The organism is Shewanella sp. Actino-trap-3 (assembly GCF_002836275.1).
Lineage (GTDB): Bacteria > Pseudomonadota > Gammaproteobacteria > Enterobacterales > Shewanellaceae > Shewanella > Shewanella psychromarinicola.
Genome location: NZ_PJCE01000001.1, coordinates 157,254 through 181,423, shown reverse-complemented (window position 1 = coordinate 181,423; position 24,170 = coordinate 157,254). Strand labels below are relative to the sequence as shown.

The window sequence follows — 24,170 nt, the reverse complement described above, 5'->3', positions numbered from 1 at the left end:
CATAAATGCGTGATAATTTAATGCTAATATAAAAATATTATTTGTTTTCATTCAGTTAGTTACAAAAATACGGCAACACAACTTTACCTTCTATTTATCTATTTTCTAATTGATAAATAAATTTTGTAGCATGTAAATACCAACTTAAAACTTCATTTTGTTCACTTTTAAGTACTTTAAGTTCATTTAACATCATATTGTTTTGGTAGAGTTTATCGACAAAGATTGCCAATTTAGATTCATCAAAAGAAGCATTGATCAATTCAGTTAATCGTAGTCTTAACGTTTCCATTTGTATTGTAATAAATTCAATAAATTGCAATTTTTTTGTAACAGGCCAAAATAAGCCGGCCTTAAAAAATTCAGCCACAAAACGCATTAAATCAGAATCCTGGGCAGCGGCTTCATCGAAAACGACTAACAATTTAATCAAATGATTAATTTCTGCTCTAATATCTTCACATTTAGGGTCTTTCTTAATTCGCTCAACATCTTTTTGACTAGTGATATTGCCCATGGCATTGGCCATTTTAGTTAAACAATTAATCAGTAAATTAACTTCTTCTTTTTCTATTAAGGTTAAAATCTTTCTATTTCGGTTAAGGATCATTGAACGGCTATGATGAAAAACAATGCCAAACTGACCGCCATCTTTTAACACTCTAGTCGCTTCTTCAAGTGACTTTTCAACGTTTGAATACTCAAAACCAAATTGAGATATATAAAGGTCAACAGAATTTGATTCAAGAGGGAGTTGTTCACAGCGAGTATTAGACATTAAGGCTATGTCGATTTTATGGCCGTTTTGATTTTCCGAGTTAACTAAACTGACTTCAGCTAAATCTACACCAATCACTTTACCGGTTAACTCACTGGTTAATAATCCGTCACGCAATAAAAGAGGTAAAGAGCCATTACCCGTGCCAACATCGACTACCAAAAAATCTTCATTTAGACCATTAAATATCGGTTGCCAAACACTTTTCAATATCCCTTCATAATTACCTGATATTGCCTCACCGAATGAAGTTGTGTGTCCTTGTTGCCAATATTCACTCCAGTGATTATTCATTTGATCTCCTCAATTAATCACAACATATTGCTAAATAACCTCAACTCGAGATGGGAGATGAGGTAAATCGATAACAACGGGTTTATTTCAAGTCCACAATATCAAACTTGCCATTAGTTTTGCTAATAAGCCACATTTATGTGTTAATCGCGTGTCGATGACAAGTCAAAGCAACGCAGACCGCAGGACAAAGAGCGGTTTAAACATCGTTTATTATCCTAGCTGAGGGTTCATAATAGACTAAATAAAAAGGCTCCCGAAGGAGCCTTTCTTGTATCTAATTAATGAGCTATTAGAATTTAGAACTTAAGAGTATAACTTGCACGATATTCACGACCGTAGTTGTTATACAGATCAGCGTTATCGTATGTACCAAAAGAGCTCAACACTGGATCTTCATCTGTTAGGTTATTGATGCCTAACAGTAGTGAACCATAGTTACCCGCATCATACACATAACTTAGATTGTGGATTAACCAAGAATCTAAGTTACCTGTGTCATCATCTTCATAAGTAGAAGCTGTGTAGCTCATGTTCCAAGATACACGATGGTCACCCATGCTGTAGTTAGTGGTAAAGTTAGACTTATAGTCTGGTGAACCATTCCAACCAGCCGTATCAATCGCTTCACCGCCAGCTTCAACTTCTTCGATGTATTCTAGCACGAAGCTGTTGTTCCAGTTAAAGCCAATATCACCAATTGCTGTTTCAAACTTCGCGTTTAACGCGACATCTATACCAGTAATCTCTAACTTGTCAGTGTTACCGTAACCAGTACCAATTTCTAAAGCACGACCTAATGAACCATCCGTAGTTGGAGCACGGTTAACATAGAAAGTTTCATTTTCTTCAAGCGTACCCGCAGCAATACCACGCATTACGTTGGTGTTAGTACGTTGACTGATTACATCATCAATATTGAGGTTAAAGTAATCAACCTTAATACCGATGTCATCAATGATATCCCATGCTACACCAAAGTTGATGTATTCTGACGTTTCTGGACCTAGGGTATCGTTAGCACGAATGTAAGTATCGTACTGTTTTTCGCTACAATCGGCATCAGAAGTACCTGATTGTTGACAGAATGGATAATCTTTACCACTTTCAGCGCTGAATGTGGTTGCCGCATATAACTGATCTAATGCTGGAGCACGGAACGCTTCAGAGTACGACGCACGTACGACAACGTTTTCCAGTGCTTGCCAGCGAACAGAGGCCTTAGGCGCAAAGTTATTACCAAAATCACTGTAATCATCGTAGCGAGCCGCAAGGTTTAATTCAACGTCATCTGTTATCGGTAGAACCGCTTCATAGAACATTGCCCATACTTGACGATCGCCGCCTGCAGAGTTACCCGCGCTACCACCAATCAAGCCAGCTTCTGACTGAGCGTCATACACTTCACTATACTGTTGGTCAAAATATTCCATACCGACATAATGTGCAACGGCACCAGCAGGTAATTCAAACGCATCAAAACCAAGACCTGCACTGTACTGATCAAATGTGGCACGACCTTGAGTTAAGGTTGTAGCTTTCATATTATTGATGCCAGCTTCAGAACCTAAATCAATATCATTTGCTTGGTTATAAGCAAGACCGGCATAGCTTAAGTAGTACTCACCGATAGACTTGTTATCGGCGATATTGTGATGGTAGTAAACTTCCCACTCAGCATCGTTTAGTGCACTGATAGTACCGCGTAAACCGGTAAGGTAATCTTGGTTATAATCGTCTACGTTACCATCACGAGTACCAATACCAACCCAACGGAAGTAACCAGTAGTTTCCTCACCATATGGGTTATGCGGGTTGTCTGCAGCCATGCTATTCCAAGCTGCAGCTGGAGGCGCATAACGACCAAACGAGTTACCTTGAGTTACCATAACACGGCCAAACCATTCTACGTCTTCAGCAATTTCATAGTTAGCATCAACATAGACTGTATTACGCTCTGTAGAGGCTTTGTTATAAGAAACGTTAGCAAACGCATACATACAGTAAGTAGAACCAGCTCCACCCCAATCGTTGTCTGCTTTAACAGTTTGGAATACATTTGAACCGTATTCTGATTCTAAGTCATCACATAATAGTGATGCTTGAGTAGTAGAGAAATCAGGTGCCGCAACTGTTGCGCCATAGATACTCCAACCAGCAGTTTCTTCATAGGCTTGGATTTCACCATCACCATTGAAGTCTGTCATGCTTGCTGCCGTATATGGACGGTCTGCGTCAGAGATCCCTTTACGGTCTTGGTGGTCAAATGAGAAAGTAATGTTACCTTTGTCCATTTGATAACCAGCGACAACCGAGAATTCTTTACTTGTCAAACCACCGTCTTGGTCACGTGAGCCACCACCAACGTTGAATTCAATACCTTGATAGTTCTTTTTCATGATGATGTTAACAACACCAGCAATCGCGTCAGAACCATAAGTAGAAGATGCACCGTCAGTTAAAATTTCAATACGTTCTACTGCGGCCATTGGGATAGCGTTCAAGTTAGCAGATGCACCACCTAGTGTTGGTGAACCTGGGAAACGCTTACCATCGATAAGTACTAGGGTACGGCTTGAACCAGCGCCACGTAAGTTGATCGTTGCTTGCGATTGTGCAGAACTACCTGAACGCTCAGAGAATGAACCGAAAGAGTTTAAGTTACTGTTACGAAGTGCGTCAGCAACTGTAAAGTTACCTTCCATCTTCATATCTTCAGTTGTAATAACGGTAACTGGCGAAGCGCCTTCAAGGTCAGAACGCTTAATACGTGAACCAGTTACCTCGATACGTTCTACTTTTGCGCCATCTTCAGCAGCAAAAGCTACTGGTGCAGCGAATGCAGTTGCAGTTGCAGCTACACCACCGATCAGTGCTAAGCGCACTGATTTAGCTAATACGTTCTTATGCATTGTCTATCTCCCTGGACTTTTATGTCTTTCTTATAATATTGACGACCATTTTAGGTGTCTATCGAATGAGGGCTTGCAACGAATTGACTACAAACACTCAATTGCAGGTGCAATAAAATCACATTTAATACAACTAATCAACATTTGAAACACCATAAGCGCAAAAGTTAATCAGATGTAACAACTAAAGCTGTTAATAAATATGAACAGCTAGTTTTTATCAATTTAAACAACAACTTGAAATAAATCATGTTCAAATAAAATAAATATCCAAATCCAAATAAAAACCTAACATCATGTTTTGCTTTTGATTTATTCGAAGTTGATATTTTTATTATTATGGCGAACATAAAAATGTTAACTGTTCATAATAGGGATAAGTAGCAGTTGTTTAACATTTTGTATCCGGCGGGATCTATCATGACTTTAGATAGTCAGATTTCAGCTATCAAACGATGCTTAACCCCCCTGTACTTAATAAATTGTTAATTAATACAAAGAAAAAGACAGCTCATTTTATCTCGCGCTAAAAGACATAAAGTAGAGGCTTAGGTTAGTAAACTTAAAGCAATATGAGTTGATTATTTACCAGTGAGTCAAAGCTATGTCCACACAGTTGCAAAATAGGCTCTGCGATGGGTTTAATTTGTTTACTAATGTAATATTCATAATCAATATTTTGTGTCTTTGCTTCAATGGCTTGGGCACCAGTAAGAGTCATGATGTAGCGGATTTGTTGACCTTTTCGAGTAACGTTGACGTCGCCTAAAATTTCACCAAGCTGTTTAGCCGCTTTTACATGGGGTGATGATTTAGCGGTATAATCTTCAACGTTGCGTCTTAAGCGCTTTTTAAAAATGAGTTCATCGTCTCTGGCACCATTGTTAATGGCCGCGATCTCATTGCTCAGGTAATCAATGATATCCTCACCTTTGAAAAACAGTTCATACAAATGATATTGCATCCTACGCGCTATCGGGCTCCAATCACTTCTCACCTGCTCCATGCCTTTAAAAGTCAGCTTCAATTGTTGCTCATCATTGAACACCGCACCGACATAACGCTTTTTGCTGCCTTCATCTGAGCCCCTAAGCGTGGGCATAATAAACTGTTCAAAATGTGTTTCAAATTCGAGTTCTAGATAACTGCTTAATTGGTATTCTTGTGCGCACCAATCAAGCCAACGTTGAGTAATTGATACCGACAGGTGTTTACCGACGGCTTGAATATCTTTGATGCCATGATTATTCCCTAACCACACAAATGTGGAATCAGTATCACCATAAATCACCTGATAGCCGCATTCTTCTATCCATTGTTTGGTCAGTTTCATTATTTGATGACCGCGCATGGTAATAGAACTGGCTAATTTTGCATCATGAAATACGCAGCCTCGAGAGCCAAGCACGCCATATAATGAATTCATAATAATTTTTATCGCTTGCGATAAAGGGGCATTTTTATCACGTTTAGCCCGCTCTCTTTGTTCTGCAAGGCTGGCGACTAATGCCGGTAAAATGGGCTTGTCCCGGCTAAATTTAGCGCCTAAATAGCCATCCACGGCGGTGGTATCATTATGTAAATTTGTCGCATGTAACCCTTCGACTAAGCCTTTAGGATCGATAAGGAATGTTCTGATAATCGACGGATACAGGCTTTTAAAGTCTAATACTAAGACATCTTTATAATAACCCGGGATAGAGGACATCACATAGCCGCCAGGGCTTTCTAACCCTTCACTTGCGGGGAATGCTGGTGCCACAAAGCCACTTCGATGTAAGTGTGGTAGATACAAATGATAAAATGCCGCAATCGATGCGCCAACGCGGCCAAACTCCAAGCCGGTTAACTTAGCGCGTTCAAGTGCAAAATCTAATAGCTGGGTTTTTTCAAAAATATCCCACACTAAGCGACAATCAGTCATGTTATAAAAAGCCAGTGCATTTTTATCTTGCTCAAACAAATGAGTAATTTGTTGACCACGATTTTCAACATGGTCAATGGCTTTACCTTCAGCCAATAATTGCCGCGAAACCGTCTCTAACGAAAAGCTATCAAATTGATAAAACGCGGCTTTAAGCCAATCAATACCATCTAAGACTACACGCCCAGGTAGAGATAATGTCTCAGGTCGATATTTGTCGGCCACTTTCCAACTCAGTTCGCTATTACCTCGGCCTATGATTAATGGAATTTGATGTAAAACACAGCGTTTGAACAACAAGGCTAAATCAAAGGTCACCACAGCCCAGCCGATAATAATATCGGGATCATAGTCGCTAAACCACGCAATTAATCGATGGATAAGTTCAACTTCATCCTTAACCCAAATGATAAAGTCATGACACTCTGGTTGTGGTTCGCCCACCATAAACACGCATTGATAATCGGCACCATACAAACCAACCGAATAGAGTTCGCCGGCAAAACTGCACTCAAAATCCAACGAAATCATCTTCAACGGTATCGAGGCAAGTGGGTTTGTGGGCATTTTTCTGGCACGATTAATCGATAACACTGGAATGGTTGAAGCGGGATTAACCTCTTGATAATGCCCTATGCATTCAATATCTAAGGCGATAAAACGCTCAATAAGGTAGCGTTGCTCAGGCCTTATATCGGCTTCAAATAAACTAATACCGACATCATTAGCAATGCGACTGAGTAATTTTAATTGCGTATTTGACTTAAGATACAAGGCACTAATGGGCTCATGGGCAAAGCTCATCAGTGATATCGATTGCGCTTTAAGCGCAAAACCGACGGTGTTAATTAATTGATTGACATCTTGTTGACGGCAAAAACATATCACCTCACTGTGATAAAGTTCTGCTAAGACAGGACCCTGAGCGGTTTTGATATAATACTGGAGGACTAATTGCCCATGACGATAAATGGCATGGCGAGTTAATACTTGTCCCATCACATTGGTATAAGTAGGTTGATGATTTGTCGGCTTCACTACGGGTTTGAATTCCTGCACAAGTTTACTCAATTTGATTTATTACTTCGTGGCATGCTAATTCACTGTTATTATGTACAGCATAATTCAGTCTATGTAGAAATCATACTTCCTATGCTAGCGGATAATATAAAAAGTCAAATTCGCACCATTTATAAAGAAATTGCCGCATCTATGCCGCAATTTCGTTCTCGTCGCGAACAAAACTATATGGTAGCGGAAATATCTAAAACTTTAGCAGGTGAGTATGACAAAGACCGTCGTATTATTGTGGTTGAGGCGGGTACGGGTATTGGTAAATCCTTGTCCTATATATTAGGCACGATACCTTTAGCTATCGCCAGTAAAAAGAAAGTCTGCATTGCCAGTGCAACCGTAGCACTTCAAGAACAATTACTGCATAAGGATCTGCCTTATTTTTTACAACAATCAGGTATTGAGTTTAAGTTTGGTTTAGTCAAAGGTCGTCAACGCTATGTGTGTTTAGCCAAACTTGAAGCCATGATTGGTGCACAAGACAGCTCACAAATAGCCATGTGGCAAACTAAACCCGATCAGAGTCAAATTAATGAATTACAAAAATTACATCAAGATTTTCATCAAAAACGCTGGAATGGCGAAATAGATACCTTAGAGCATCCTATTCCTGATTTTTTATGGCAACAAATTTGTTGTGATAAGCACAGTTGCCATCGTCAAGTGTCGGCTCACCATAATTGTCCGTTTCATAAAGCCCGTGAAGATGTCGACACTTGGGATGTATTAATTGTTAACCACAGCCTGCTATTTGCCGATTTAGAGCTCGGCGGTGGCGTCATTTTACCTGAACCAGAAGACATGTTTTATGTCATCGACGAAGCTCATCACCTGCCCCTTGTTGCCAGAGATTTCTCCAGTGCGCAAGCGACACTGCGGGGAGCATGCGATTGGTTAGATAAGGCATCAAAAACCTGTTCAAAATTACAAAATCAACTTAAAACCACCCATATTATCGCTCCAGTTCAAGCGATGCTCGATCACGCCACAGAATTAACCAATTTACTGACCCAAGTTGCTCATTATTGTGATACTCAACCCCAGCTATTTGCCAATCCTGAATCTAGGCTTCGTTTTGAACACGGTAAGTTACCGCAATCATTATTAATACAGGCAGAAAATCTTGCCACGGCATCCGGCGCCGCGGTAAAGCAATTTAATAAAGTGGTCTCAGTCTTAAATGAAGCCATCAAAGATGGTGAGGTGCCTAAACATCAGTCGGAAGGGTTATTGTCTGAAACCGGCTTCATCTTACAAAGGCTAGATAACTTACATAAGCTATGGAAGATGATGGCCAAAGAAGACAGCAAAAAAGGCGCGCCTATGGCACGTTGGGCGGAGTTAATTACCGGCAAACAACAAGATTATTTATTTTGTTCATCACCCATAGAAGTCGGCTTTATGCTTGAATCCATGTTATGGCAAAAGGCTGCTGGAGTGGTATTGTGCAGTGCCACGCTGCGGGCGTTAAATAGCTTCAACCATTTTGCCCACCAAGTCGGATTATCAATCAACGATGGCAGTCGCTTTTTAGCCTTACTATCGCCTTTTGACTATGAGAATAATGCAACCTTATTCATTCCTCAAATGGTTAATGAACCTACCAACGATAATTACACCGCCGAACTGGCACAACATATTGTGACATTAATCGATGGTGAAATGGCCACCTTAGTGCTGTTTGCATCATATTGGCAAATGGACAAAGTGGTTGAATTCGTCGAAGGTAAAATCCCTAAGGACCAGCTTTTTGTTCAGGGTGCAATCCCGCGCCAGCAAATATTAACGCAGCACAAAAAACGTTGTGATGAGGGGCTACCCAGTGTTATTTTCGGCACAGGCAGTTTTTCTGAGGGCCTTGATTTACCGGGAGACTATTTAACAAACTTGATCATCACCAAGCTCCCGTTTGCGGTTCCTACATCACCGGTAGAACAAGCTCACGCCGAATATGTAAAAGTAAAAGGCGGTAACCCATTTTTACAGCTGACAATTCCCGATGCTTCACGTAAATTAGTCCAAAGTTGTGGCCGACTGTTACGAAATGAGCAAGATTATGGCCGAGTGACCATTTTAGACCGTCGTTTGGTCACTAAACGTTATGGCAAATCATTAATTGATGCCCTTCCTCCTTTTAGACGTGTTATCGAATAGGTATTGAGTTGGATTTATTATTAGACCCTAGCCATTGGGCTGTATTAGCGGTCATAGGTATTATTGCTGGTTTTATCGACGCCATAGTTGGCGGTGGTGGGCTTCTTTCTATTCCGGCATTGCTGACCGTCGGTATTCCACCACATTTAGCCTTAGGGACCAATAAACTTGCTGCTTGTTTTGGGTCTCTTACCTCAAGTTACACCTTTTATAAACAACATTTATTTACCCCTGCATTATGGAAAGCGTGCTTTTTTGCCACACTGATAGGATCTATTGCAGGTTGTGGGTTAGTGTTTCTTATTGATGCTAAATGGTTAGAAAAAATATTGCCATTGCTGATTATTAGTATCGCGATTTACACCTTAATTAACCCCAAAGCCATGGGCGAAAAAAATATAACTGTCCCCAAATCTCGCTCGCCAAAGTACAAACAGATTAGCCAAGGATTTCTTTTGGGTGGATACGATGGTTTTGCAGGGCCTGGTATTGGTGCTTTTTGGACGGTAACATCTATTTCACTGCATAAGCTCCCTCTACTTCACAGTTGTGGCTTAGCGCGAGTGATGACAGCAGTGAGTAACATTACAGCATTAATTATCTTTGCCTCAGTGGGGCAAGTGCAATGGATGCTTGGCTTGTGGATGGGTATATGTATGATGGCGGGGTCATTTATCGGCGCAAGAAGCGCGATTCGATTCGGAATACCTTTTATTAAACCAATATTTATTATTATGGTATTGTCGATAGCAGTCCATCTTACGTGGAGTGCATGGGTATGAACACCCAACAATTAGTCTCAATGTTAAAACAGCAGCTCGTGCAGCTTGAACAAGATGCCTTAATTCATGACCAAAATTTGGCACCTTCTCAACGTCAATCATTAAAAGATATTGAACGTTTTAACAGTCAGTTATTTGCCCAACAAGGTGCTCAACTAAGCCCTTGCATTACACAATTACGTAAAGATATCAAACAACTCGAAAAGCAACTTTTCCTTAAATTGGGTAGCAATGTTATCCAACTCAGTTGCGATCGGATTCAAGACCGATTTAGTGCGTTACGCAGAGCATTGCTTACCACTGACATCAATCTTAAATCCGAACAACAGCGTAAAGCCAGTAATCGGGCTCGATATGCTAAAAAACAACAACAAACAATACAAGACAGTGGCTTTGGTTGGATCGCCAGTAATGTGATGCAAAACAGCCATCAACTCTATGCAGAACTCAATAAACATTTAAATTGGGCAAAAAAAATAGAGCAAAAAATACAACAATTGGAAGCAAATCTTGAATTCTGTCATAGTGATGACAAGATAAAATTGCAAAATGATATCCTATCAACGCATCGTCGTTTAGGAAAATGTAAACAAGCAACCAGTTATATAGAAGAGCGTATTCAACTTTTTGAACGGCCTCGACAAATTCACCCACGTTAAGGAGAAACAATGAAATCTTTATTTACCACTAGTGCGCTTTTGGCATTGTTATCGTCATCATCTGTTCTAGCCGCTAATTTGACTATTCCCATGTCTTTTGAGTATCTAGCGCTTGATGGTACAGAGGTTGAAACCAGTATGTTTAACCACCAATCAGATTTAGCGTTAACCAATGGCACCCATAAAATTGCTATTCGTTATTATGATGTGGTTGATGATTCCTTTAGTGATAGCCAAACCTTTGTAAAATCAACACCTTTAATTTTAACGTTAATGGTGGATGGCGATCATCAATACCTGTTGCAGGCTGCTGAAGGCAAGGTGATCAAAAATCCAAAAGCGTTCGCAAAAAAACCACAAATCAGCATTACTCGTCAAGACAATGGGTCGGTTACTTACAGTGTCAAACAGACTGATTTTACTGACGAATCATTTATGACGAGTCTATTTCAAAGTAAAAAACAACATGATATTGAAACCTTATCGGCTTCAGCAACGAGTAACGCTAGCCAATCGGTACAAACATTACCGGTAATCGCAGACGTTGCAACAGCGACGATGAGCGCCCCCGTTGTCACTCCAGTACCGGCAGCAACGGCGCAGAAACCGAGTCCGGCAAAAGCCGAACAAATGCTGCAGTATTGGTGGTTACAAGCCGACGATAAAACGCGGAAAGAATTTATGGGCTGGGCAATCAAGCAACTCTAATCTTAATGTCTATCCCTTTTGTATATCACGCCAGCTATTCACAGCTGGCGTTGCCTAGTACCCATCGTTTTCCAACGACCAAATATCATAATTTATACCAGCATGCGCTCAAACATCACTTGTTGATTGAGCAATGTCGTCATACTCCGATGCCAATGACCAAAGAGGCCCTTTTTCGCGTACATTGCCCGCAGTATGTAGAACAATTTATCAATGGCACCTTAGATCACAAAGCCCAAAGGCGCATTGGTTTCCCGTGGAGTACAGCATTAGTCACCCGTACTTTACACGCGGTAAATGGTACCCGTTTGTGTGCCGACTTAGCGCTTGAACATGGAATAGCAATTCATTTAACCGGTGGTTATCATCATGCTCACTATAATTATGGTAGTGGCTTTTGCATTTTTAATGACTTGGTTATCGCAGCTAGATCAGCCATTGACTCCGGAAAGATAGATAAAGTACTCATTTTTGATTGCGATGTTCATCAAGGCGATGGAACGGCGACCCTCACTCAAGGCTGCCCAGACATCATTAGCTGCTCGATCCACTGTGCTCAAAATTTCCCGTCCCGAAAACAGCAATCTGACCACGATATCGATCTCGATAAAGGCTGTACCGATAAACGCTATCTTGAACACATTCAACAAATATTACCTTACTTGATCCGTCTCCATCAGCCAGATCTGATCATCTATGATGCGGGAGTCGATATCCATCAACATGATGACCTCGGATATTTCGCTATTTCAAACCAAGGTATTCTCGCTCGAGATAAACAGGTAATATCAATAGCAAAAATGCATAACATCCCTCTTGCAGCGGTCATAGGGGGAGGCTATAGTCGTAATGAGGCAGAATTAACTCATCGCCATAGCCAATTATTAATTGCTGCAAATGAATCATGGTGACGACTGCATTAAGCCGTGCCAATCAAAAAATGCACCACAGAGTTAACCTCAATACTCTCGACATTAACACTCATGTCGATACATCAAACCGTCTCAATGGAGCGTAATAATGCAATTAGAGATCCGAAACTATTATGAAGTTCTATTAATGGAAACACTCAGAGATGAAGGCTTAATGGAAGAATTGCCAGAAGAGTACTTGGCAGACTTATGCTGTGTCACATTGAATCAATTACCCGTTAGGTACATTCGCCATTTAGTTGATACGTATTTCTTCGAAAATTATCAAGAACTACAGCAGATGAAAACCGAAATAAATGAAGCACTCGAACGGTCAAGGCAATTCCTCAAAATGAATTTGCAAAAACGCTTAAAAGAAGAAGCCGCAGCACTCGCGGGCGAACAGCCACGATAATCTAACATGTATTAATCGATGTAGAACTGAGCATTAATCATAAAAAAATCAACACTTAATAACTATAATTATTATTTAGACTCAATATGGGCATCATTCGTTTAATCAATGGATTTATAAATAGCAGATTACGAGTATTAACGTTTGAACGATTTGGTGATTTGGTGATTTGGTGATTTGGTGAAAAATGACACGGGGAGTATTGGAGGCTCCCCTAGAGCCGACACCCCGGCACACGAGTCACTTGCTGCGGTTGCTCCCTTCCAGGTCTGGCCGAGTTCACAAGTTATCGTTGCGGGGGGACCCTAGGGTCACCATTGACTTCTGGATCATAAAATATAAAGCTTATGTCTCAGAACGGGGAGATTATCCCCTAACCTATTGGCTTGATCAAGCCTTTATCTTAATTAGTTCTCAATCCTCCACCTAACTGCACAATACTTAACCTCAACCAGAGATAATAGCGGGGGTAAATAGGTAAAGGACAAAATATTTTATATCAAACTTGCCTGATTGTTTGCTAATAGAGTCAATTAACACATCAATAGCCGGTATTTTACAGTTGAATGTAAGGGCGTTAGCAGGACAATGGTTTTTGATAATCATTTTTTGATAATGGTTTTTCATTCCGATCTGCGGTTACTTAGCTAAAACGAACACCCAATAACTTATTCGCAAGTGAGTCAACCGCGCACATTAGCATTTTGGGCATGATGCCACTTTGTGTCTCAATACAGGCTTAATTCTTACCAAGCCGCGTTACTCACAAAGGAATAGTCAGATCTTAGTCACAACTCTACACATAATTCAATGAGTAAGTAGTCAAGGTTAGCTAACATAAGATTGAAATAAAATCCGCACACATCTATCTGATAGTGACATGCGAGATAACAAAAAATGCAGGGAATACATGATGAAGACAAGAATAGTTAGTCCCGCTGCAAAAGCGGTATTGAGTGCAGGGCTTATAGCTTTAGCGCTATCGGGTTGTGGAGGCAGTGATGGTACCAATGGCGAAGATGCTCCAGATGGTATTATTGGTGTCAATATTGATGCAACATCAACGTTAAACGCGACATTTACCGACGCCACTGTCGTCGATGGAAAAGTCAATGTTGCCTTTACCCTTAGAAATGCCAATGGTGTTGCTGTATTAGGGCTAACAAAAGATCACGATCTTCGTTTTGGCATGGCTCAATTAACTCCTGTACTGGAAATGGTCGGTGCTGATGGTGCTAAGGTTGAAGTCGACCGCGGCTATCAATGGCAGTCTTATATCAATACAACAAAGCAACCTAATGCCAGTTGGATCCCTGATGGTGAAACCAATATCTCTCCATCTGATCAATATCAGGCTGAGGTTGAGGCAGCATCAAAATGTGCTGACTGTTTAGTCGATAATCAAGATGGCTCTTACTCATACACTTTTCAAACTAATATTGCTCAAGTTACCGAGCCAATTAGTATCTCTTACCAAGCTGATGACACTCAACGTATTACCTTAGAATTAAAGCAGCCATTAATCACTGCAAATGCCCATTACGACTTTCAACCTTCAAGCGGATTAACTGAAGGTATTACGTCACGTGATGTGGTATCGATTGAAGCTTGTTATACCTGCCATCAACCAGAAAGCTTAGCGTTACACGGTGGTCGTAGAATCGATCTTGAAAACTGTGCTTCTTGTCATACGGCAACATCGGGCGATCCTGAAACCGGTAACAGTGTCGATTTTACCTATATGATCCATGCTATTCATAAGGGCCAAGATCGCGTGACCAGCACTGCCGATGGCGATGTAGCAGCACCATACAAAGTGATTGGTTATGGCGGCGGATTACACAATTACGGTAAGGTCATGTACCCACAAAAACCCGCAGCTGATTGCAGTGCATGTCACGTAGAAGGGACTAATGCACCTAAAGATGCCGCGCTGTTTAATGCCAATAAAAGTGATACCGCTTGTATTGCATGCCACACAGAGTTAGCGACTCAGCACCATGTTGGTGCCGGCACAAATTGTACTTCATGCCATGTTGAAGAAGGCTATGGTCGCAGTGCAAAAGAAGCTCATGGCGATGTGATGAAAGCCTATAGCGAAACCCAAACCATGAAAGTGGTCTTTAGCGATGTTACTGTGACTACTGACAACAAGTTCAGCACTAACGTCAGCTTTACTGATGCCAGTGATCAGGTCATCCCGGCTGAGTTTATCGACCAAAGCAGCCGAGTGGTGATGGCATGGGACAGCGACAAAAACTACCCCGCTTATAGCGATGCCAGTTACCGTAATCGTCGTCTTAGATTAAGCGAAGGTACCGCCAACACAGACAATAGCTGGACCCTGGTTTGGGATAGCGTCTCCTTACCGACCGATTACGTCGGCAAAACCTTTGAACTATGGTCTGCGGTTAAAGCCTGTTATAACCATGGTGGTTACGGTAGACCTGAAGTGAAATTGACCGCGTGCAGTACCGATGATGTCCAAACAGTGGAAATCAAAAGTAGCCCATATCATTTCGTTATGGCAGCAAGCGCTGTAGACAATAGCCAAACCACAGCCGCGCGTCGAAACATTATCAATACCCAAAGCTGCCAAGGTTGTCACAACCAAGAAGTCTATCACTATGACAATGGTGTTAATTGCCAAACCTGTCATACCGCTGATAAGACCCTTAGGAGTGATGACACGTACCCTGGTGGCAAAAAATCGACCAGTTTTGCCTTTAAAGCACACGGTGCTGAAGGCCATTACCTCAAGCATGCCGGGGTTAAGTCTGGCACTGTGTTAAAAAGCGACTGTAAAACCTGCCATACTGCAGATGGGATCGAACTTGGTAGAGCCACTGACAGAGTGTGGCGATATGGCGACCTCGAAACTGGTGCAGATATTTGGGTGTCATCAGATACTGGAGCGTGTTTAAGTTGTCACCAAAAGTATCTTACTGACGCCGCCGAGTCTCATATTGAGATAAATGGCGGTATTATTGATGGGATCAGTGAAGGCGATGTTCGTAATCGTGCATCGGAAATATGCTCAACCTGTCATACAGTAGATCGCGTCACTAAAACACACGGTTTTTAACCCTAAAATGTAAATAAAATTATCGTTTTATCTTCAAAAGACCTTAGTGTATTACTAAGGTCTTTTTTTTTGTACCAACAATAACCCTCAATATACTCTGTATTTTATATACCTCTTTATTAATAGGCTGATCGCCATCACACAATTACGTTCGCTTTAAAGACGAGTAGCTGTTTGTAACGTAATCTTAGTGTTGGGAAAATTAATTCCAACGTCAACTTAACTGAATAAGATAATTGCAGAACATACTGCCAGTAAGTTAGACGGATGACCTTTGCAGGGAAAAAATGATGAATAAAAAATACACAAAAATGGCATTATTACTTGCTATGTCAGCATCAATGACAATGGTAGGTTGTGGCAGTGGCGATGATGGTGAAGCAGGTAATCCAGGCAACCCTAGTGGCGAGCCGGCTGCAGCGATTAACACGCTAAACTTAGATATAACCAAAGTCACTTATCAAGACGGCAAACCGACGATTGAAGTATTTGCGACAAATGAACAAGACCTCCCAGTAGCTGGCCTTAAAGATTTTGAAGTTAAAAAAGTCGTTCAGCTCATTCCTGTTGGCGCAAGTGGCGCGGGTAATTCAGCCCAATGGCAATTTATTGGTTCAGAAAAAACCTTTACCGATCATGGTAATGGAAATTATAGCTTTAATGTCAATGTTGAAGGCTTTAATTCAGAGCTGACACAGCGTTATAACATCATAGCAAGTGCATCCACCTTGCAAGATGGCGTTACCGGTGTGCCGCGTACTGAAATTACCGAAGATTTTGACGGTGAAGGCTTCGAAGCTAAATACACCAAAAACATTGTTAGCGGAGCCACTTGTAATACCTGCCATGCAAAGGGTGAAAGCATTTATCATAGCTACACTGATTTAGAAACCTGTACATCGTGCCATACCAACGAACTGGCCATTGAAAAAGACAAGGTTCAAGATGAGTTTAGTCATTTGATCCATAATGTTCACAACAATGCCAAAATGTATGGTCGCAACATGGACAAGAGTGCTGAAACAGCACATGCCATAGTGCAAGATAATTGCACCACTTGTCATGTCGACTCTGAACAACTTAGCGAATCAAGTAACTGGACTCGTATTCCTACCATGGAAACCTGTTCAAGTTGCCATACCGACATTGACTTTAAAATCGGTCAAGGTCACTCACAACAAGTTGATAATTCAAATTGTGTTGCGTGCCATAATGCTAACTGGACAGAAGAGTTACACACTACGGCTTATACTCAGAAAAAAGCATTCATCGATTTATATGGCATGACAGCCACATTGACCGCCAATAAAGCCAGCCCAGATGACAAATCAGCGACCCTATCGGTAACCATTTTAGATGCCAACGGTACGGCCATTGACGCAACAAGCTTAGTCAGCAAAATTCAACGCGTTGAAACCATTACGAACGTCGGACCTAACTTCCCAATTATGGGATATAAAGCTAGCCCAGGTAGCGGCTTAGCCAAAATCAGTAAAGACTTTATCACAGCGGGTCTGTTACAAACTGATGTAGTGATTGAATCCGGTAACTTGGTCTATAACATTGCATCACTGCCATTTGGCGCAGGCGACACAGATACCGCCTTTAGCTTTATTGGTCTTGAAATGTGTAACGACGGTATCCAAGCCATCGATTGCGCTGACGGCGTAGCGACCACCAGCATGAAAGCCGAATTCACAGTAGGTACTTTCTCTGGTAATGCGCCTAGCTATCGTCACATTGACTCTGTCAATTTTGGCTCGTGTGATAATTGTCATGGCGACACCTTTGAGTTGCATAAAGGTCACCATGCAGGCTTTGTGATGACCGAACAATTGGCTCGCGAACTTAATGGCGAACTCACTGTCGGTTTGGATGCTTGTGTGGTTTGTCACACACCTGACGGCACCTATGCTTCCGGTGCAAATCAAGGTGCAATTGAAATGAAATTGCACAGTGTTCATGGCGAGCAAGGCATTATCAAAGACTGTACCCAGTGTCACAATGACTTTAATCTTGATGCATTCAGAGTTAAAGGTGCACTAGCCACATCTGCTGGCCTTTATACAACACCAATCACTGCGACGTGTGCTTCTTGTCACGGCTTTGAAGCTATTCAACAACATGCTGAAAATCAGGGCGCGGTTGTTAATGGTAACTATCAAGAAGCCAATGATGCCGCGCAGCTAGAAACCTGTTTATTCTGCCACGCACCTACCATTGAAAACCACACACAAGTGAAACTTTAATTTGTTCATTGAGAGAGAAGCCCTGCTTCTCTCTCATGTTATGACTTATGTTATTAACCAATGACCATTTAAATGGACAAATTAGGAAGTCTACTTATGAAGACCACACATCAAATTAATACAATATTTTTAGCCCTACTCTGCCTCACCGCGTCGCTGTTGGTGTCGAATCCTGTACAGGCAGCAAAATGGGATGCCAACATGACGCCGGCCGAAGTTGAAGCCACGTTAGATAAAAAATTCGCCGAAGGAAAATACTCAACTAAAGGCGCTGACACTTGCTTAATGTGTCATAAAAGATCAGAAAAAGTCATGGCCATCTTTAAGGGTGCGCACGGCTCAATTGACTCGTCAAAAAGCCCAATGGCAGGATTACAGTGCGAAGCTTGTCACGGTCCATTAGGATCACATAATCGGGGTGGTAAAGAGCCTATGATTACATTTGGCCCAACGTCTACACTCGCCGCAGATAAGCAAAACAGTGTGTGCATGAGTTGTCACCTCGACGACAAACGTGTTGCATGGGACAGTAGCCATCACGCCAATGCTGATGTGGCATGTGCATCTTGTCATAGCGTGCACGCTGAACACGACCCTATATTGTCAAAGCAAACTGAAGTGGAAGTGTGTACCAGTTGTCACACCAGACAAAAAGCCGACATGAATAAACGTTCAAGTCATCCAATGAAATGGAATCAAATGACCTGTAGCGACTGTCATAACGCCCATGGCAGTATGAGTGACGCAGACCTTGTTCAACCCACTGTGAATGAAACCTGTTATTCATGTCACGCAGAGAAACGCGGCCCAAAGCTGTGGGAGCATGCACCCGTCACCGAAAATTGCGTCAATTGCCATAATCCTCACGGTTCGGTAAACGACGCCATGCTCAAAACGCGCGCGCCACAACTGTGCCAGCAATGTCATGCGAGTGACAATCATACAAGCAATGCTTATCTAGGCAACACCGACATGGGTTCAACGGTAAATGGTAATGCCTTTACTGGCGGGCGTAGCTGCTTGAATTGTCACAGCCAAGTACATGGTTCAAACCATCCGTCTGGTAAGTTACTGCAGCGCTAAGGAGCTAATACTATGAACACTAAATTAAACATCATCACCTTAGCGTTACTCACTAGCACCAGCTTTAGCCTTATGGCTGATGGTTATGGCCTAGCAAATGCTAAAACCGACAGTATTAAATATGATGCTTGGAATTGTAAGGCTTGTGCCGTCGAAACAGGTACCACAGGAACTGTCGGTGTTGGTATTGGTTACAACAGCGAAGACGATATTCAATCAGCTAACGCATTTAATAGCAGTAATCAAACCGCGGGTAAAGTTGATGCCGATATCAAGTATCGAGGTGACAATGGCTACCAAGCAAAAGTTGTCGCAAATAACATGGGCATGGACAACGGTCGAATGGAGATTGATGCCGGTAAACTTGGATTATATCGCCTCAATCTAGGCTATCGGTCCATTGCAACTTATCAAAGCAACAATGCATTGAGCCCTTATCAAAATATCGGCAGCGATAACCTGACACTAGCGGGTGATTGGGTAACCGCGGGTGCAAGTTCAGACATGCCAATGTTATATAACAGTTTAACCCCATTTGAACTGTCACTAAAACGTGAACTGGCTAGTCTAGGCTTTGAATATCAAACCGAATCATTATTCAAAACCTACGTCAATTTTCAGCGCGAAGAGAAAACTGGAACCAAAATTGCCTCAGGCAGTTTCTTCAATCAATCTATGATGCTGGCAGAGCCGGTTGATTACACCACAGACATCTTAAACGCCGGGATTAAACTGCGCGGTGATAATTGGTTTACCAGCTTAAACTACAGTGGTTCTGTGTTTAGTAATAACCACCAACAGCTTGGCTTTGACAGTGCCTTTAATCCCACTTTTGGGGCTCAAACCCGAGGTTACATTGCACTCGACCCCGATAACGAAGCCCATACTATTTCACTAATGGGCCAATATAACGATTCCATCACTAGCTTGAGTGGTCGCTTACGCTTAGGCCAAATGACCCAAGATCAGCAATTAACCAGCTTAGGTTATAGCTATTCATTACCAGCTGACAGTATTGATGCCAAAGTCGACATCGCCGGCATGACATTGAAAGCGGTAACCAAACTGAGTCGTGCATGGCGTCTGACTGGCAGTTATGATTATAACGACAGAGAAAACAATACCCAAATTGAGCAGTGGACTCAAATTAGTATTAACGATTTAACCGGCAAAGTGGTGTACAACACCCCTTATGATCACACTTCCCATCGAGCCAAATTATCAACCGACTATCGTATTAGTCATGATATTAAGCTTGATGCAGGTTATGACTTCAGACGAGACGAGCGCAGTAATCAAGGCAGAGAAACCACTGACGACAATAACGTTTGGGCGCGTTTACGCCTTAATAGTTTTGATATGTGGGATATGTGGCTTAAAGGTAGTTTCAGCAAAAGAGATGGTTCTGAATATCTAGCATCTGAATCGTCATCATCAGAGCAAAATCCACTGCTACGCCGCTATTACATTGCCGACCGCGACCGCACCCAAGTTGAAGCACGCATTAACCACACACCTATAGATAACTTGAACATAGATTTTGGTGTACGCTACGCGTTTGATGACTATACCGACACTCAAATTGGCTTAACTGAATCAAAAGACACCAACTATGATATTAATGTTAACTACATGATTAGTAATGATATTAATCTAAATACATTTTATAACCATCAAATCATAAAATCAGCTCAATCTGGTAGTGCTAATGTTAGTATCGCCACTTGGCAAGCCGATATTGAAGACACGGTCGATGTCGTTGGTGCTGGCTTAAGTTACAATAATTTAATGGATAGTCGTTTACGCCTAGGATTAGATTATACCTACTCTGACTCAGACAGTACTACCCAAGTCAGACAAGGTGTTAGTGGTGACTACGGTGACTATTTTGCCAAAGTACATAACATTAATGTCTATGCACAATATCAAGCGACAGACAAAATGTCCTTACGCATAGACTACAAAATGGAAAAGTACCTTGATAATGACGATGCCAATGATATCGAACCTGATACCATTTGGAACGTGATGAGTTTAGGCAACTTACAGCATGATTATACTGCACACATGATTATGCTTAACGTCCGTTATACTCTGTAAGTGAAATAACCGTCCTATAACGGGTTCACTTACACTACACATTACGCCAACCTTATCCAGGTTGGCGTTTTTATATCACTTCAGATAATCCATGGATGGGAAAATGTTCGCGAATACTTGATTGAATAAAAACTTGCCACCAGGCCTTTGGTTAACATTGTATTAACAAAGTGCATGACTTGATATTGTGTTTGGGCAAACGAATTTTGACCACTTTTTATTCCTGCTTATCTTTCTTGTTCTTCATCTCTATTACCTCGCCTTTATCTCACAAGATGCGCCCTTCTTTTTACTTTTTGAACACATTTGTGGGTTAACAGCCTCCCAATACCTGACCAACATCAGGTATCATTCAGTACTGATATTTATTGCTTAGAGAACTTCATGTTTCAGATTGATACCCAAGTTGCGGCTAAAATTGTCAACCGGACCATGAAAATTATTGGCCATAATATCAATGTCATGAATGCTCAAGCTGTTATATTGGGATCGGGCGAAGTCGATCGAATTGGCACCGTACATGAGGGCGCATTATTGGCTATCAGCCAAAATCGCAACGTTGAGATCAGTCAAACTATTGCCTCAAACCTACAAGGGGTAAAGCCTGGGCTTAATTTACCATTGCATTATCAAGGTCAAGTTGTCGGCGTTATCGGTATTACGGGCGAACCAGGCACATTAAGTCATTATGGCGAGCTGCTTAAAATGACCGCTGAAATGATTGTCGAGCAAGCTAATTTGCAAGAACAACTACAATGGCAAAATCGTCAAAAAGAAGAGTTTATTTCACAGCTTATTCATGCCACCGAACAAGACTTACCTTCATTAAAGCAATGGGCATTACAATTAGGTATCGATTTGAGCTTACCTCGAGTGGCCGCTATCATCGAACTCGACAGTAATAACCCCATGTACCAACAAGATAATCAAGCGTTAAAACAAGTACTGTCTTTATTACAGCATCCTGTACGAGATAATTTAATTGCGATGACTTCGTTAACCCAATTAGTTATTTTAAAACCCGCGTTTTTAGACGGTAAACAATTTGACCCTGAACTTGAAAATCAACGCATCAACAAATTACTCAAACGCTTGCCAGCAAACATGCAACTGAGCCTACATATTTCATTAGGCCATTATTTCAATGGTGATTTAGGCATCAGTTACTCTTACCGCACCGCCAAAGAAACCATGGATATTGGCAAAAAATTACACCCAACAAAAAGTAAATATTTATACCAGGATTACAGCTTACAGGTGCTTTTATCAGGCTTACGTCAACACTGGCGAGGTAATGCGCTTGCCGGACCCTACCTGAAACTCATTGAAGTGGACAAGAATCAACAATTGCAAAAAACACTCACCGCTTATCTTGAACATATGGGTGACATACAAACCTGTGCTAACAGTTTGTTTATACATCGAAATACATTACGTTATCGATTAGATAAAATTCAAACCATCACCAATATCGATTTACACAGTTTTAATGGATTACTGAGTCTCTATTTAGGTCAACTCATCCATCAGCCCAACACTTAACTGTGCATTAGCACAAAAAATGTCTCTTATAATGCATTTATCAGTGCGGATGAATAAAGTAATTTATCGGTAATAGTCTACTATGATGGGTCACTAAACCATTCCAATAAAAAAAATAACGAGTATTCTATGGGACTAATATTGATCTTACTCGGCGTGATTGCGTTCATCGTCATCGCCACTTCTACATTCAAACTACACCCTTTTTTAACCCTTATTTTAGCGTCGTTTCTAACGGCGTTTGCCTATGGCTTACCCAGCAATGAAATAGCGAAAACCATCACTGGCGGTTTTGGTGGCATTTTAGGCTATATCGGATTAGTCATTGTATTAGGTACCATTATTGGTACTATTCTCGAAAAAAGCGGCGCGGCAATTACCATGGCAGATGTTGTCATTAAACTGTTTGGCCAGCGCTTTCCAACCCTAACCATGTCAATGATTGGTTATTTGGTGTCGATCCCGGTTTTCTGTGATTCAGGTTTTGTTATTTTAAATTCATTGAAACAATCGATGGCTAACCGTATGAAAGTGTCGCAAGTAGCCATGAGTGTCGCGCTAGCAACGGGATTATATGCCACTCACACCTTTGTGCCACCCACCCCGGGCCCTATCGCAGCGGCGGGCAATCTAGGGCTTGAGTCACAACTAGGACTGGTCATTGCTGTCGGTGTGTTTGTTGCTGCTATAGCCGCTTTTGCAGGTATGCTATGGGCTAACCGTTTTGCCAACGAACAACCTGACGGCGAAGGTGCTGAAGAACTTAATGCACAACTACCAGACTTTGACGATCTGAAGCAGACATACGGCGAATTACCCAGCCCCCTTAAAGCATTTGCGCCTATTTTTGTGCCTATTATTTTTATCTGTTTAGGAACAGTGGCTAACTTCCCTTCAAAACCGCTTGATGAACAGGGGTTATTTAATTTATTAGTCTTTTTAGGACAACCTGTTAACGCGTTAATGATTGGCTTATTTTTATCTTTACCTCTGCTAAAGAGTAACCAGAAAATCAAAGAATTTAGCGAACGTATTAGCCAAGGCTTAGTGGTATCCGCGCCTATTTTATTGATCACCGGTGCTGGCGGTGCATTTGGCGCAGTATTAAAAGCCACTGAAATTGGTGCATTTTTAGGCAGCAGTTTATCGGCTTTGGGCGTCGGTATTTTTATGCCCTTTATCGTTGCTGCCGCGCTAAAATCAGCGCAAGGTTCATCCACTGTCGCATTAGTTGCAACATCTGCATTAGTGGCACCATTATTAGGCGATATTGGTTTAGCCTCCGAAATGGGCCGCGTACTCACGGTAATGGCCATTGGTGCAGGCGCAATGACCGTATCTCATGCTAATGACAGTTTCTTCTGGGTTGTTACTCAGTTTAGTCATATGAGTGTCAAGCAAGCTTACCGAGCCCAAACAATGGCAACCTTGGTCCAAGGGATCACGGCAATGATCACTGTTTACCTGCTAAGCTTATTTTTACTGTAACTTACTAAATAG

General features: G+C 41.6%; 15 protein-coding genes and 1 other RNA gene. 12 read left to right on the top strand and 4 right to left on the bottom strand.

From position 1 onward, the window contains the following. Nucleotides 1–94: 94 nt before the first annotated feature. The 3 genes from CXF80_RS00815 to CXF80_RS00805 all read right to left on the bottom strand — a co-directional run bounded on the left by CXF80_RS00815 (nucleotide 95) and on the right by CXF80_RS00805 (nucleotide 6,946). Nucleotides 95–1,072, bottom strand: coding sequence for a class I SAM-dependent methyltransferase (locus tag CXF80_RS00815; protein WP_101030290.1), 978 nt, complete (start codon nucleotides 1,070–1,072; stop codon nucleotides 95–97). A 299-nt stretch (nucleotides 1,073–1,371) separates the two neighbouring features. After that, complete coding sequence (locus tag CXF80_RS00810; protein ID WP_101030289.1) at nucleotides 1,372–3,984, bottom strand: TonB-dependent receptor domain-containing protein; 2,613 nt, start codon at nucleotides 3,982–3,984, stop codon at nucleotides 1,372–1,374. A gap of 562 nt (nucleotides 3,985–4,546) precedes the next feature. Beyond that, the gene (locus tag CXF80_RS00805) at nucleotides 4,547–6,946 is read right to left on the bottom strand and encodes a DNA polymerase II (RefSeq protein WP_443018988.1); all 2,400 of its coding nucleotides are present in this window, start codon (nucleotides 6,944–6,946) and stop codon (nucleotides 4,547–4,549) included. Between the two features lie 114 nt (nucleotides 6,947–7,060). Here CXF80_RS00805 and dinG point away from each other — a divergent pair, with 114 nt between their 5' ends. The 6 genes from dinG to CXF80_RS00775 all read left to right on the top strand — a co-directional run bounded on the left by dinG (nucleotide 7,061) and on the right by CXF80_RS00775 (nucleotide 12,611). Then, nucleotides 7,061–9,136, top strand: coding sequence for an ATP-dependent DNA helicase DinG (gene dinG / locus CXF80_RS00800; RefSeq protein WP_101034627.1), 2,076 nt, complete (start codon nucleotides 7,061–7,063; stop codon nucleotides 9,134–9,136). 8 nt (nucleotides 9,137–9,144) lie between these two features. Further along, on the top strand, nucleotides 9,145–9,918 hold the full coding sequence (locus CXF80_RS00795) for a TSUP family transporter (protein ID WP_101030288.1): 774 nt from the start codon (nucleotides 9,145–9,147) through the stop codon (nucleotides 9,916–9,918). Continuing rightward, nucleotides 9,915–10,577 carry a primosomal replication protein gene (locus tag CXF80_RS00790; protein ID WP_101030287.1) on the top strand — a complete coding sequence of 221 codons (663 nt, stop codon included), beginning with the start codon at nucleotides 9,915–9,917 and terminating at the stop codon, nucleotides 10,575–10,577. Before CXF80_RS00795 ends, CXF80_RS00790 begins: the two co-directional genes overlap by 4 nt. Before the next feature lie 9 nt (nucleotides 10,578–10,586). Beyond that, entirely contained in the window at nucleotides 10,587–11,285 is a 699-nt protein-coding gene (locus CXF80_RS00785) for a DUF2057 domain-containing protein (RefSeq protein ID WP_101030286.1), read from the top strand. Nucleotides 11,286–11,290: 5 nt separating this feature from the next. Then, nucleotides 11,291–12,196 (top strand): histone deacetylase family protein, encoded by a 906-nt coding sequence (locus CXF80_RS00780; RefSeq protein ID WP_198554714.1) that lies wholly within the window; start codon nucleotides 11,291–11,293, stop codon nucleotides 12,194–12,196. A gap of 109 nt (nucleotides 12,197–12,305) precedes the next feature. Then, nucleotides 12,306–12,611, top strand: a complete 306-nt coding sequence (locus CXF80_RS00775) for a late competence development ComFB family protein (protein WP_101030284.1) — start codon at nucleotides 12,306–12,308, stop codon at nucleotides 12,609–12,611. A 211-nt stretch (nucleotides 12,612–12,822) separates the two neighbouring features. Here the strand turns inward: CXF80_RS00775 and ffs are convergent. Next, an RNA gene (gene ffs / locus CXF80_RS00770) (signal recognition particle sRNA small type) lies at nucleotides 12,823–12,920 on the bottom strand. Between the two features lie 601 nt (nucleotides 12,921–13,521). Here ffs and CXF80_RS00765 point away from each other — a divergent pair. From CXF80_RS00765 to CXF80_RS00740, 6 genes are all read left to right on the top strand, one after another. After that, nucleotides 13,522–15,696 (top strand): OmcA/MtrC family decaheme c-type cytochrome, encoded by a 2,175-nt coding sequence (locus CXF80_RS00765; RefSeq protein WP_101030283.1) that lies wholly within the window; start codon nucleotides 13,522–13,524, stop codon nucleotides 15,694–15,696. A 287-nt stretch (nucleotides 15,697–15,983) separates the two neighbouring features. After that, on the top strand, nucleotides 15,984–17,945 hold the full coding sequence (locus CXF80_RS00760) for an OmcA/MtrC family decaheme c-type cytochrome (protein ID WP_101030282.1): 1,962 nt from the start codon (nucleotides 15,984–15,986) through the stop codon (nucleotides 17,943–17,945). 96 nt (nucleotides 17,946–18,041) lie between these two features. Then, nucleotides 18,042–19,028 (top strand): DmsE family decaheme c-type cytochrome, encoded by a 987-nt coding sequence (locus CXF80_RS00755; protein ID WP_101030281.1) that lies wholly within the window; start codon nucleotides 18,042–18,044, stop codon nucleotides 19,026–19,028. 12 nt (nucleotides 19,029–19,040) lie between these two features. Continuing rightward, complete coding sequence (locus tag CXF80_RS00750) at nucleotides 19,041–21,128, top strand: MtrB/PioB family decaheme-associated outer membrane protein (protein ID WP_101030280.1); 2,088 nt, start codon at nucleotides 19,041–19,043, stop codon at nucleotides 21,126–21,128. Nucleotides 21,129–21,512: 384 nt separating this feature from the next. Beyond that, nucleotides 21,513–22,670 carry a sugar diacid recognition domain-containing protein gene (locus tag CXF80_RS00745; RefSeq protein ID WP_101030279.1) on the top strand — a complete coding sequence of 386 codons (1,158 nt, stop codon included), beginning with the start codon at nucleotides 21,513–21,515 and terminating at the stop codon, nucleotides 22,668–22,670. A gap of 129 nt (nucleotides 22,671–22,799) precedes the next feature. Beyond that, nucleotides 22,800–24,158 (top strand): GntP family permease, encoded by a 1,359-nt coding sequence (locus CXF80_RS00740; RefSeq protein WP_101030278.1) that lies wholly within the window; start codon nucleotides 22,800–22,802, stop codon nucleotides 24,156–24,158. Nucleotides 24,159–24,170: the final 12 nt, after the last annotated feature.

What these genes read in the sequence shown, in the direction of transcription:
- CXF80_RS00785 (WP_101030286.1), top strand. Translation starts at nt 10,587, where the DNA reads ATGAAATCTTTATTTACCACTAGTGCGCTTTTGGCATTGTTATCGTCA.
- CXF80_RS00755 (WP_101030281.1), top strand. Translation starts at nt 18,042, where the DNA reads ATGAAGACCACACATCAAATTAATACAATATTTTTAGCCCTACTCTGC.
- CXF80_RS00740 (WP_101030278.1), top strand. Translation starts at nt 22,800, where the DNA reads ATGGGACTAATATTGATCTTACTCGGCGTGATTGCGTTCATCGTCATC.
- CXF80_RS00745 (WP_101030279.1), top strand. Translation starts at nt 21,513, where the DNA reads ATGTTTCAGATTGATACCCAAGTTGCGGCTAAAATTGTCAACCGGACC.
- CXF80_RS00765 (WP_101030283.1), top strand. Translation starts at nt 13,522, where the DNA reads ATGATGAAGACAAGAATAGTTAGTCCCGCTGCAAAAGCGGTATTGAGT.
- CXF80_RS00815 (WP_101030290.1), bottom strand. Translation starts at nt 1,072, where the DNA reads ATGAATAATCACTGGAGTGAATATTGGCAACAAGGACACACAACTTCA.
- dinG (WP_101034627.1), top strand. Translation starts at nt 7,061, where the DNA reads ATGCTAGCGGATAATATAAAAAGTCAAATTCGCACCATTTATAAAGAA.
- CXF80_RS00775 (WP_101030284.1), top strand. Translation starts at nt 12,306, where the DNA reads ATGCAATTAGAGATCCGAAACTATTATGAAGTTCTATTAATGGAAACA.
- CXF80_RS00760 (WP_101030282.1), top strand. Translation starts at nt 15,984, where the DNA reads ATGATGAATAAAAAATACACAAAAATGGCATTATTACTTGCTATGTCA.
- CXF80_RS00790 (WP_101030287.1), top strand. Translation starts at nt 9,915, where the DNA reads ATGAACACCCAACAATTAGTCTCAATGTTAAAACAGCAGCTCGTGCAG.
- CXF80_RS00750 (WP_101030280.1), top strand. Translation starts at nt 19,041, where the DNA reads ATGAACACTAAATTAAACATCATCACCTTAGCGTTACTCACTAGCACC.
- CXF80_RS00810 (WP_101030289.1), bottom strand. Translation starts at nt 3,984, where the DNA reads ATGCATAAGAACGTATTAGCTAAATCAGTGCGCTTAGCACTGATCGGT.
- CXF80_RS00780 (WP_198554714.1), top strand. Translation starts at nt 11,291, where the DNA reads ATGTCTATCCCTTTTGTATATCACGCCAGCTATTCACAGCTGGCGTTG.